We start from the raw sequence: 11,902 nt of genomic DNA on the forward strand, positions 1-11,902 counted from the left end.
CGAGCCTCCTATATTAAAAATTTATAATGCAAATATATTTTTTTAGAATGATGTAAATTCTAATAAGGACATTTCTATCCTTCTTGTGCTATAATATCACAGTTAAACATTCGAAAAAAGAATATGGAGTGGAATAATGACAAACTTACGTCAAGATCTTCGCAATATCGCAATTATCGCACACGTTGACCATGGTAAAACTACTTTAGTCGACCAATTATTAAAACAATCGGGTACATTCCGTTCAAACGAACATGTTGAAGAACGTGCAATGGACTCTAATGATATTGAACGTGAACGTGGTATTACAATTTTAGCGAAAAATACTGCAGTAAATTATAACGGAACTCGTATCAACATCCTTGATACGCCTGGACACGCCGACTTTGGCGGTGAGGTAGAACGTATTTTAAAAATGGTAGATGGCGTTTTACTAGTTGTCGATGCGTATGAAGGTTGTATGCCGCAAACACGCTTCGTACTGAAAAAAGCGTTAGAACAAAAATTAACACCAATTGTGGTTGTTAATAAAGTAGATAAGGACTCAGCTCGTCCACTAGAAGTAGTAGATGAAGTATTAGAATTATTCATTGAGCTTGGTGCAGATGACGATCAATTAGACTTCCCTGTTGTTTATGCTTCTGGGGTAAATGGTACTGCTTCACTGGATGCAGATCCAACGAAACAAGAAGAAAACATGCAATGTCTATTTGAAAAAGTAATCGAAGCTATTCCAGCACCTGTTGACAATTCAGCTGACCCATTACAATTCCAAGTAGCTTTACTTGACTATAATGATTACGTAGGTCGTATCGGTATCGGTCGTGTATTCCGCGGTACAATCGAAGTAGGTCAACAAGTAGCACTTATGAAATTAGATGGAACAGTAAAACAATTCCGTGTTACAAAACTATTTGGCTTCTTCGGCTTAAAACGTGAAGAAATTCAATCAGCAAAAGCTGGCGATTTAATTGCCGTTTCAGGTATGGAGGACATCAACGTTGGTGAAACTGTATGTCCTGTAGAACACCAAGAAGCTTTAACACCGTTACGTATCGATGAACCAACATTACAAATGACTTTCTTAGTAAATAACTCACCATTTGCTGGCCGTGAAGGTAAATGGGTAACAGCCCGTAAAGTAGAAGAGCGCTTACGTTCACAACTACAAACGGACGTTTCTTTACGCGTTGAAGATACAGATTCTCCAGATGCTTGGACTGTTTCTGGTCGCGGAGAGCTTCACTTATCTATCCTTATTGAAAATATGCGCCGTGAAGGATTTGAGTTACAAGTATCAAAACCACAAGTAATCATTCGTGAAGTTGATGGCGTTAAATGTGAGCCATTTGAGCGTGTACAAATTGACGTTCCAGAAGAAAATGTTGGTTCAATTATCGAATCAATCGGTACACGTAAAGGTGAAATGTTAGATATGGTGAACAATGGCAATGGCCAAGTTCGTTTAACATTCTTAGTTCCTGCACGTGGTTTAATCGGTTATACAACTGAATTCATGTCAATGACTAAAGGCTTTGGTATCATCAACCATACTTTCGATTGCTACCAACCATTTATTCCAGGTCGTATTGGTGGTCGTCACCAAGGTGTACTTGTATCAATGGAAACTGGTAAATCAACAACTTATGGTATGATGCAAGTAGAGGACCGTGGTACACTATTTGTAGAACCAGGTACTGAAATTTATGAAGGTATGATTGTTGGTGAAAATACACGTGATAATGATATCACTGTAAACATTACAAAAATGAAGCAAAAAACGAATGTTCGTTCTGCGACAAAAGATGCGACAAACGTTATTAAAAAGCCGCGTTTATTAACACTAGAAGAAGCATTAGAATTTTTAAGTGATGATGAGTACCTAGAAATCACGCCAGAATCTATTCGCCTTCGTAAACAAATTCTAGACAAAAATGAACGTGAGAAAGCAGCGAAAAAATTAAAAAACGCTGAACAATAATTTTTTGCTTCCATGAAAGGAAGAGGAGTCTTGGATATTAAGTCCGCTTTATTGGGTGAACTAAATGTTATTCAAGTTGCTACACAAGCAAATACAGAGGAAACAGTAAAGGCCTATGAAAAAATGGCAGGAATAACGCGTTTGTTATATGAAAACTTACCGAGCTATGATATGGCAGGCTATGTTCTGTTTGCTCTAGTGTTTTTGCTTTCTGCACTTGTTTATAAACTAGGCTTTGCAAAGAAATTAAAACTATCACAAAATATTGTTATTTATATTTTCCTGTTTTTAGGTTGTATTATATTAACATTTTTTGCGTTATATCTTCCGATGGTAGAAGGGCTCATTGTAGCAGCTTTAATTTTGATCATCTATAAAACACGTTTATGGCGTGAAAAAAGAGAAGAGCAACAAGCTACTAATCAGTGAAATAACTTTACCTTAATAGAAACAGTCTTAGCTTTGAATAGCTAAGGCTGTTTTTTTATAGAAACAAAAGTGATGAATAGAAGTACCAAAGTGACTGATAGAAAGTAATAAAGAGAGGGGCGGAAAGTGTCACACTGTAGAACAATTTGAAAAGATAGGCACCGAAATCTTCCGATATGAATAAGTTAATGCGATAGGCTTATATTCATCAATCAAGGAGGAAATGGAATGCGTTGGCTTAAAAAAGGTTTATTATTTAGTGTTGTCGCTTTGTTACTCCTTTCTTTGACAGCGTGTAATAAAACGGAGCTTGAAAAAGTCAAAGTTGGAGAAGTGACGCGCTCGATTTTCTATGCGCCGCAGTATGTAGCACTTGAAAAAGGGTACTTCAAGGATGAAGGGCTTTCCGTTGAGCTACAAACAATTGCCGGTGGCGATAAGACAATGACGGCGTTACTTTCTGATGGAATTGATATCGCCTTAGTTGGATCGGAAACATCTATATATGTAACGCTACAAGGCGCCAATGACCCGATCCAAAACTTTGCGCAATTAACACAAACGGATGGCACATTTTTAGTTGCGCGCAAAAAGATGGATAATTTTTCGTGGGATCAGTTAAAAGGCTCTACATTTTTAGGGCAACGTAAAGGAGGAATGCCACAAATGACGGGTGAGTTTGTCCTGAAAAAGCATGGCATTGACCCTGCTAATGATTTAAAGCTTATTCAAAACATTGATTTTGCTAATATTTCTACAGCCTTTGCTTCTGGAACGGGGGACTATGTACAGCTATTCGAACCAACAGCGAGCATGCTTGAAAAAGAAGGTAAGGGCTATATTGTCGCTTCGTTTGGTACTGAATCTGGGCAATTACCTTATACATCGTTTATGGCGAAGAGCAGTTTTTTAAAGGACAAAGCGAAGACGGTTCAATGCTTTACAAATGCATTGAAACGAGCACAGGATTTTGTACAAAAAGCGAGTCCGGCCGAAATAGCGAAAATTATTCAGCCATACTTTGAAAATGTAGATGTTGGATTAATTGAAACTGTGGTAGAGCGTTATAAATCACAGGGTTCCTATGCTACAGATCCTATTTTGAATAAGGGAGAATGGGATAACTTGCAAACGATCATGGAGGAAGCAGGTGAACTTCCTCAACGGGTGGATTATGAAAAGCTTGTGAATACAACCTTTGCTAAAAAGGCAGCTGAGTAATATGGAATTTTTAAAAGTAGAAAATATTAACCATAGCTATTTTTCGAATACGCAGGCAAAGGAAGTTTTACGTGATATCAGTTTAGATATTCGCGAAGGTGAGTTTGTTTCTTTTATAGGACCGAGCGGATGTGGGAAAACGACGTTATTATCAATTATTGCGGGCTTATTTTCGTCTACAGAAGGCAAGGTATACATTGATGGTGAGGAAATTTCAACACAAAATCAGTCTCTCATAGGCTACATGCTTCAGCAAGATTATTTATTTCCTTGGAAAACTATCGAAGAAAATGTCACTATAGGTCTGAGAATCATGGAGCGAAGCACTAAAACTCATAAAGTAACTGCAAATGCACTTTTGCGAGAAATTGGTTTACCGCATGTAGGGAACAACTATCCGAGAGAGTTATCAGGTGGCATGCGTCAACGGGTTGCACTTGCAAGAACTTTAGCAGTGGATCCTAAAATTTTATTGCTAGATGAACCATTTTCGGCACTTGATTATCAGTCAAAATTAAAACTTGAGGATTTGGTTGTTGAAACGTTAAAGGCCTATCAAAAAACGGCAGTTCTCGTGACACATGATATTGGTGAAGCGATTGCGATGAGTGAACGGGTATTTCTATTCTCTGCAAATCCAGGTACATTGCATAAAGTATTTGCTATACCTCCAGAGTTACAAGAGCTTTCACCTTTTGATGTTCGACAGCATCCAGCATATTCAGATATATTCCAAACTATTTGGAAGGAGCTGGAGAATCTTGGATAATACATCATTTAAACAGTATCAGCAATTGCTAAAAAAAGAAAAGCGCTATGTTCGATTATATCAGCTGATCATCTTACTCGTATTTTTCGGTGGGTGGGAGCTTCTTTCAAGATGTGGATGGATTGACCGTTTAATATTTAGTTCACCAACGAATGTATGGCACACATTAGTAGAAAAAGTGAGTGATGGTACGTTAACACTTCACGTTGGTGTTACTTTAATGGAAACGATCATTGGCTTTATTGCGGGAACACTAATAGGTACATTAATAGCAATAGTATTATGGTGGTCACCGATGATATCAAAAGTACTTGATCCATATTTAGTTATCTTAAACGCCATGCCGAAAGTTGCTTTAGGACCAATTTTAATAGTCGCACTTGGTCCAGGTTATTTTTCTATTGTAGCAATGGGCGCATTGATTTCAATAATTATTACAACCATCGTAGTTTATACAGCTTTTAAAGGGGTGGATCCAAACTACAGCAAAGTATTACAAACTTTTGGGGCAACCAGGTGGCAAATATTTAGAGAAGTTATTTTACCCGCTTCATTTCCAACGATTATTTCTACTTTGAAAGTAAATGTAGGACTTTCTTGGGTAGGTGTCATAGTTGGTGAATTTTTAGTTGCCTCAAAAGGGCTTGGTTATTTAATTATTTATGGCTTTCAGGTGTTTAATTTTAATCTTGTGCTTATGTCACTTCTCATCATCGCCTTTTTTGCCACGATTATGTATCAGGTTGTCGAGTTGATTGAGAAGGCGATTATAAAAAATAATGGTTAGACGGTTAAAGAGGCTGGGATATAAGTATATTTTATTGAAAAAATTTGACATCAGAAAAGCGCGAAAAATCAACGTTTTTTAAAATTGATTTCTCGCGTTTTTAAAGGTTTTGACAGGATTTGTCCCAGCCTCTTCATAATGTTGAAAAACAAAATGATCAAGGAATTTTTTGTGAATGTTGTGGCTTTTGAGGGTGGCTTCCGTTCTGGGCTACTTGCTTTCACTGCAGGAAGCTTTGCTATGTGACGAAAGTGAAACGACAGGAGCACTCGAATAGCCTTCCACTCCAATCAGCGGTAGAGTAGAGCTTTTATAAATTTTATTCATTTCAAAAGTGATCACTATGGCTACTCACCATAATCGAACAGAAAATATTTATAACAGTGACGCTAATGTACACCTGTTGTTGCTGCCGCTACGTTAACACTTCGCTTTCGCACAGAAGAGACCCTTTTACTATTTGGAAGGTGGATGTCGATAAAAATTAAAAGATGGGTGATAAAATGTGAAAGTTTATCGATAAAATTTAAAAGTTGGGCGATAATTCCTGAAAGTTCCGATAAAACTAAAAAGTTGGATATCATTTTGTTAAAACGCATGTTATGTGAAGAGATTGATTGAAGTGAAGGCTGGGCGACTCCTTGGGGATCAGCGGTAGGGGAACGAAGGCTAATACTTAATAGGACCCTTAATTTCATTGACACAATAGTTTTCAACAACAAAAAGGAGGTGTCTCAAATAATGAGTCACCTCCTTCAGTTGCTGTTAAAATTCTTTATCCATTTGTGGTGAAGTACGATAAAAACGGAAATTTCCTGTTTCAATGCGTGCAACGGTATTTTCTTCAATACGATCATGGCATGTACCACACATATACGTATGAATTGGTCGATTGCGTAATTTTTTCGCTAACGGTAAATTATCATCTAAATTGTTAATTGTATCGCAAATAACGCATTTTACGCGCATTGCATTCCCTCCTACTCAGCACGAATAGCTAATACATTTTTGATAGGGTTGTCTACATTGGAACCGTCTCTAAATAGCACATGAACAGGACCATCTTCTAGTAATGGCTTGCCATCTTGGCTATACTTTAAAATTAATGTATGAGCTTCTTCGATTGTAAATGGATATTCTTTGCCATCTTCACATTCAATGACGATTGTTGTTGCTTCAGGTTTAATTTCAGCATTTTTTAAGAAGGGACTTAATTCGATCCCGAAAGTACCTGTTTCCATCCCTTTGCGGTCAAATTTTCGTTCTGACTTCAATGTTGGCGGGAAAGTAGCTCCTTCCATAATCTCACGTGACCAGTGAGCACCTACTTCACGCATATATTTAATATCCGAATCTTCCTCAATTTCTTTTGCATCGAAGTACGTTTTTAAATCTAATTTACGATCATCGAAAATCCAAACAGTGGGATCTAATGTTAGTTGGAATGTAACTGCGCCTTTAATAGGAATTATTGTTTCCATAATAGAAATCCTCCTCAAATCTTGTATATCCATGAAATAGTATAACGCTAATGACTAGTGATAATAAAGAAATATAATTCGATTTCTCTATTTTCCAATGTAGACACTTGCATTTTTAACGACTAAAAGATAAACTTTATTAAGATAGAATCGAAGAAATATCAGATAATGGGGGCGTCCTCATGGATACTAAATCACAAACTTCTTTTCAAGAGAAGGCTTTGGAGCTTTTAGTTGCTGATGCAGATAAAATTGCTCGCCTCATTCGAGTACAAATGGATCATTTAACAATGCCACAATGCCCTCTATATGAAGAAGTATTAGATACACAAATGTTCGGCCTTTCACGTGAAATTGACTTTGCTGTGAAGCTTGGACTCATTGATCGCGAAAAAGGCAAAGAAATTCTCGATTCACTCGAGAAAGAACTTTCTGTACTACATGACGCGTATACAGACAAATAAAAAGAAAAAACTCAAACGCAATTTGCGATTTGAGTTTTTTTTCTAGAATGAGGTTTTCCGATGAAACAATATTTAAAACGTTATGCACAAAATTTTGATTACCCATTATTTTTTACTTTCTTATTATTAAGCTTATTTGGATTAGTAATGATTTATAGTTCAAGTATGATGGTAGCGATTGCAATAAAAGGAAAGGCGCCAGATTATTATTACCACAAGCAAGTAATCAATTTAACTGTAGCTTTTCTTGGATTTTTAGCAGCGGCATTTTTTCCGTATAAGCATTATGCAAATAAAAAAGTTATGTTGATACTTACGGCTGTATTAGTTGTACTATTTACTTGGGTAAAAGTTGCTGGTAATGGTGATGAAGCAGGAATAGGGTCTAAAAGTTGGATTTCCGTCCCCGGTTTTGGGAACTTTCAGCCTTCTGAATATGCAAAGCTATTTATAATTTTATATTTTGCTGCTGCCTTTTATCGGAAAGGACAAAAATATACACTTGAAAAGCTACAACCAAATGAAATATTTTATCCAATTTTCCTCTGGATTCTAGTTGTTGCTGGTGTTGCATTTGAAACCGATTTGGGAGCAAGTATTATTTTATGTGGAATCGCTGTTTGTGTTGTAGCAGCGAGTGGTATTCCGTTTAAAACATTTTGGAAGTTTTTCGGGGTATTAGGTGCGTTTGGAGGAGTCATCTTTGGTATACTATGGTTGTTTAAAGGGGATATGTTAACGGATAACCGTATGGGCCGTATTAAATCATACATAAACCCGTTTAATTATGAAAGTGGTAGTGGTCACCAGGTTGTTAATAGTTATTATGCCATTGGCGGAGGCGGTTTAGAGGGAAGAGGCCTCGGTCAGTCGATTCAAAAATTGGGGTATTTGCCTGAACCACAAACCGATTTTATTATGGCGATTATTATGGAGGAACTAGGAGTTTGGGGAGTTCTTATCGTTTTAGGTGGTTTAGGATTTATTGTATATAAAGGATTTTCGATTGCGTTACGCACGAAAGATCCACTAGCACGTATGATTGCGGCTGGCATTGCGAGCTGGATTGGCTGGCAAACGTTTATCAATCTTGGGGGTGTAACTGGGTTAATCCCGTTAACCGGTGTAACGCTACCTTTTATTAGCTATGGCGGGACATCTATAATTATTCTATCTTTAGCGATGGGAATATTGATCAATGTTTCTATGTTTGAAAAGATAGAAAGGAGAAAGACACAATCATAAAGGGGGATATCAATGGAATCAATCAAAAAAATTCTTGTAGCCAATCGAGGAGAAATTGCAATTCGTATTTTCCGTGCATGTACGGAGTTGAATATCCAAACTGTAGCCATTTATTCGCGGGAGGACAGTGGGGCATTCCATCGCTTTAAAGCAGATGAGGCCTATTTAGTGGGAGCTGGCAAGAAACCAATTGATGCTTATTTAGATATTGAGGGCATTATTACGATTGCTAAAGATGCTAATGTTGATGCGATTCATCCGGGTTATGGTTTTTTATCGGAAAACGTAGAATTTGCACGTCGTTGTGAAGAAGAGGGGATTGTCTTCATTGGGCCGACTTCCCAGCATTTAGATATGTTTGGAGACAAGGTGAAGGCGCGTGAACAAGCAATTGCTGCAGGTATTCCTGTTATTCCTGGTACAGATGGTCCAGTAGCTGATTTAACAGAGGTAGAGGCTTTTGCTAGCTCACATGACTATCCAATTATGATTAAGGCAGCGCTTGGCGGCGGTGGTCGTGGAATGCGCCTTGTTCATACAGAAGAGGAGCTAGCTTCCTCCTATGAACGTGCTAAATCAGAGGCGAAGGCAGCATTTGGCTCTGATGAGGTGTATGTAGAAAAGGCTATTATTAAGCCGAAGCATATTGAAGTCCAAATTATTGGCGATCAACAGGGTAATATCATTCATCTATATGAACGTGATTGCTCGATTCAACGTCGTCATCAAAAGGTTGTTGAAATCGCACCATCTAACTCAATTTCGGAAGATTTAAGAAACCGAATTTGCGATGCTGCGGTTCAATTAATGAAAAATGTCTCATACATAAATGCAGGGACAGTAGAATTTTTAGTTGCTGGCGATGATTTTTATTTCATCGAGGTCAACCCTCGTATTCAAGTAGAGCATACGATTACTGAAATGATTACGGGTGTTGACATTGTGCACGCCCAAATTAAAGTGGCAGCAGGCTACGGTCTTCACAGTGAGGAAATACACATTCCACAACAGGCGGATATTCCAATGATCGGCTATGCGATTCAAGCACGTGTCACAACGGAAGACCCAGCGAATGACTTTATGCCAGATACAGGGAAACTTATGGTGTACCGTTCAAGCGGAGGCTTTGGCGTTCGTTTAGATGCCGGTAATGGCTTCCAAGGGGCAGTAGTAACACCGTACTATGATTCATTACTAGTGAAAATTTCAACAACAGGAATGACGTTTAAAGAAGCCGCAGCAAAAATGGATCGAAATTTAAAAGAGTTCCGTATTCGTGGCGTGAAAACGAATATTCCATTCTTAAATAATGTCGTAACACACGAGAAATTTTTAACGGGTGCATTTGATACAAGCTTTATCGATACAACACCTGAACTATTTATTTTTCCTGAGCGCAAGGACCGTGGGACAAAGCTTTTAAGTTATATTGGCAATGTGACGCTAAATGGCTTCCCAGGAGTAGAGCAGAAGGCGAAACCAATTTTTGTACAGCCGAGCATCCCAAAAGTCGATAAATTAATCATTCCTCCAGCAGGGACAAAGCAAATTTTAGATGCCCGAGGAGCAGACGGGCTTGTGAAATGGATTCAAGAGCAAGAGGATGTGCTATTAACGGATACAACTTTCCGAGATGCACACCAATCCCTTCTTGCGACACGTGTACGTTCACAGGATATGTTCGGAATTGCAGACGCAACAGCGCGCATGATGCATGATTTCTTCTCACTCGAAATGTGGGGAGGCGCGACGTTTGATGTGGCGTATCGTTTCTTAAAAGAAGACCCATGGGAGCGCCTTGCCAAACTGCGTGAACAAGTACCGAATGTGCTATTCCAAATGTTATTGCGTGGTGCAAATGCAGTTGGGTACACAAACTACCCAGACAATTTAATTCGAGAGTTTATCGCTGAATCAGCGGCATCAGGCATTGATGTTTTCCGCATTTTTGATAGCTTGAATTGGATTAAAGGAATGGAAGTAGCCATAGATGCTGCACGTCAATCTGGTAAAATTGCTGAAGCTGCGATCTGTTACACAGGAGATATTTTTGATGAAACAAGAGCAAAATATTCAGTTCAATACTATAAGGAAATGGCGAAGGAGCTAGAGGCAGCAGGTGCCCATATTTTAGCGATAAAAGATATGGCTGGATTATTGAAGCCAGAAGCAGCGTATCGTTTAATTTCCGAATTAAAAGAGACGACAAGTCTGCCGATCCATCTGCATACGCATGATACAAGTGGCAATGGTATTTATTTATATGCCAAGGCGATCGAGGCAGGAGTGGATATCATTGATACGGCGCTCGGTTCGATGGCAGGCTTAACGTCACAGCCAAGTGCAAACTCCCTGTACTATGCAATGAAGGGCAGTAAGCGTGAGGTTCGTGCCGATATTGATGCGCTTGAAAAGTTATCGTACTACTGGGAAGATGTACGTAAGTATTATAAGGATTTTGAAAGCGGCATGATCAGCCCACATTCTGAAATTTATGTCCACGAGATGCCAGGTGGCCAATATAGTAACTTGCAGCAGCAAGCCAAAGCAGTGGGTCTTGGGGACAGATGGGAAGAAGTGAAGCACATGTATTCCCGCGTAAACCTTCTATTTGGCGATATTGTCAAAGTAACACCATCTTCGAAAGTAGTCGGTGATATGGCGTTATTTATGGTACAAAACGATTTAGATGAAAGCTCTGTACTGACAAGAGGGCAAACTATCGACTTCCCAGATTCTGTGATTGAGTTCTTCCAGGGCTATTTAGGACAACCACATGGTGGCTTCCCAGAGGCACTTCAAAAGGTAGTGTTAAAGGATCGTGAAGCAATTACGGTACGTCCTGGCGAGCTACTAGAGCCTGTGAATTTTGAGCAATTAGAGGCGGTACTAGAGGAAAAATTAAATCGTGCCGTTACGAAACAGGATGTGCTAGCGTTTGCTTTGTATCCGAAAGTGTTTGAAGAGTATGCAAAAACAGTGAACTCCTTCGGTAATATTTCGGTATTAGATACGCCAACATTCCTTTACGGATTAAAAATAGGCGAAGAAATCGAAGTCGAGATCGAAAAAGGAAAAACACTGATTATTAAACTTGTTTCCATTGGTGAATCGCAGCATGATGGTACACGTGTTATTTACTTTGAGCTAAACGGTCAATCCCGTGAACTAGTCATTCAAGATATGACTGTCGAAGTAGATGGCAGCCTGGCATTAAAAGCAGATCCAAGCAATCCAAATCAAATAGGAGCAACGATGCCAGGTACGGTCTTAAAGGTAGTCGTATCGAAAGGAAGCCCTGTAAAACGGGGTGATCACTTATTAATTACCGAAGCGATGAAAATGGAGACGACTGTTCAAGCGCCGAAAGACGGTATCGTGAAAGAAGTACACGCTAGTGCGGGTGACGCCATTTCAACAGGTGATTTGTTAATTGAAATTGAATAATCGATAAAAAAGAAGGTTATTAGATGGCTTTTATAGCATACTAATAACCTTTTTTATTTTGTTATAGCTCTTCACTAT

General features: G+C 38.7%; 10 protein-coding genes. 8 read left to right on the plus strand and 2 right to left on the minus strand.

All coding sequences use genetic code 11. The annotated features are described in order from the left end of the window. Window positions 1-136: 136 nt before the first annotated feature. From typA to ACQKOF_RS00315, 5 genes are all read left to right on the plus strand, one after another. Complete coding sequence (gene typA / locus ACQKOF_RS00295) at window positions 137-1,981, plus strand: translational GTPase TypA (RefSeq protein ID WP_427552543.1); 1,845 nt, start codon at window positions 137-139, stop codon at window positions 1,979-1,981. A 30-nt stretch (window positions 1,982-2,011) separates the two neighbouring features. After that, window positions 2,012-2,410: a YlaH-like family protein gene (locus ACQKOF_RS00300; protein WP_427552546.1), complete on the plus strand. Its 399-nt coding sequence runs from the start codon at window positions 2,012-2,014 to the stop codon at window positions 2,408-2,410. A gap of 228 nt (window positions 2,411-2,638) precedes the next feature. After that, on the plus strand, window positions 2,639-3,631 hold the full coding sequence (locus ACQKOF_RS00305; RefSeq protein ID WP_427552549.1) for an ABC transporter substrate-binding protein: 993 nt from the start codon (window positions 2,639-2,641) through the stop codon (window positions 3,629-3,631). A 1-nt stretch (window position 3,632) separates the two neighbouring features. Then, complete coding sequence (locus tag ACQKOF_RS00310; protein ID WP_427552552.1) at window positions 3,633-4,400, plus strand: ABC transporter ATP-binding protein; 768 nt, start codon at window positions 3,633-3,635, stop codon at window positions 4,398-4,400. Then, on the plus strand, window positions 4,393-5,187 hold the full coding sequence (locus ACQKOF_RS00315; protein WP_427552555.1) for an ABC transporter permease: 795 nt from the start codon (window positions 4,393-4,395) through the stop codon (window positions 5,185-5,187). The genes ACQKOF_RS00310 and ACQKOF_RS00315 overlap by 8 nt, the downstream gene beginning before the upstream one ends. Before the next feature lie 765 nt (window positions 5,188-5,952). Here ACQKOF_RS00315 and ACQKOF_RS00320 read toward each other — a convergent pair. Both ACQKOF_RS00320 and ACQKOF_RS00325 read right to left on the minus strand, forming a co-directional pair. Further along, on the minus strand, window positions 5,953-6,156 hold the full coding sequence (locus ACQKOF_RS00320; RefSeq protein ID WP_053483434.1) for a YlaI family protein: 204 nt from the start codon (window positions 6,154-6,156) through the stop codon (window positions 5,953-5,955). Between the two features lie 11 nt (window positions 6,157-6,167). Further along, window positions 6,168-6,668 (minus strand): peptidyl-prolyl cis-trans isomerase, encoded by a 501-nt coding sequence (locus ACQKOF_RS00325; protein WP_427552557.1) that lies wholly within the window; start codon window positions 6,666-6,668, stop codon window positions 6,168-6,170. 182 nt (window positions 6,669-6,850) lie between these two features. Here ACQKOF_RS00325 and ACQKOF_RS00330 point away from each other — a divergent pair, with 182 nt between their 5' ends. Genes ACQKOF_RS00330 through pyc form a run of 3 tightly spaced genes read left to right on the plus strand, consistent with a single transcriptional unit; the run spans window position 6,851 to window position 11,824 of the window. Beyond that, window positions 6,851-7,132 (plus strand): YlaN family protein, encoded by a 282-nt coding sequence (locus ACQKOF_RS00330; RefSeq protein WP_053483432.1) that lies wholly within the window; start codon window positions 6,851-6,853, stop codon window positions 7,130-7,132. A gap of 60 nt (window positions 7,133-7,192) precedes the next feature. Further along, a complete protein-coding gene (locus ACQKOF_RS00335) occupies window positions 7,193-8,377 on the plus strand; it encodes an FtsW/RodA/SpoVE family cell cycle protein (RefSeq protein ID WP_427552560.1) in 1,185 nt (394 codons plus the stop codon). A gap of 12 nt (window positions 8,378-8,389) precedes the next feature. Continuing rightward, entirely contained in the window at window positions 8,390-11,824 is a 3,435-nt protein-coding gene (pyc, locus tag ACQKOF_RS00340) for a pyruvate carboxylase (RefSeq protein WP_427552563.1), read from the plus strand. The last annotated feature ends 78 nt before the right edge of the window (window positions 11,825-11,902 follow it).

Origin of the sequence: Lysinibacillus sp. NPDC093190 (assembly GCF_050280425.1) — a bacterium.
Classification (GTDB): Bacteria; Bacillota; Bacilli; order Bacillales_A; family Planococcaceae; genus Lysinibacillus.

Bases quoted from the DNA above. Each gene is read 5' to 3' on its own strand.
- typA (WP_427552543.1), top strand. From the start codon at position 137: ATGACAAACTTACGTCAAGATCTTCGCAATATCGCAATTATCGCACAC.
- ACQKOF_RS00305 (WP_427552549.1), top strand. From the start codon at position 2,639: ATGCGTTGGCTTAAAAAAGGTTTATTATTTAGTGTTGTCGCTTTGTTA.
- ACQKOF_RS00310 (WP_427552552.1), top strand. From the start codon at position 3,633: ATGGAATTTTTAAAAGTAGAAAATATTAACCATAGCTATTTTTCGAAT.
- ACQKOF_RS00320 (WP_053483434.1), bottom strand. From the start codon at position 6,156: ATGCGCGTAAAATGCGTTATTTGCGATACAATTAACAATTTAGATGAT.
- ACQKOF_RS00325 (WP_427552557.1), bottom strand. From the start codon at position 6,668: ATGGAAACAATAATTCCTATTAAAGGCGCAGTTACATTCCAACTAACA.
- ACQKOF_RS00330 (WP_053483432.1), top strand. From the start codon at position 6,851: ATGGATACTAAATCACAAACTTCTTTTCAAGAGAAGGCTTTGGAGCTT.
- ACQKOF_RS00335 (WP_427552560.1), top strand. From the start codon at position 7,193: ATGAAACAATATTTAAAACGTTATGCACAAAATTTTGATTACCCATTA.
- pyc (WP_427552563.1), top strand. From the start codon at position 8,390: ATGGAATCAATCAAAAAAATTCTTGTAGCCAATCGAGGAGAAATTGCA.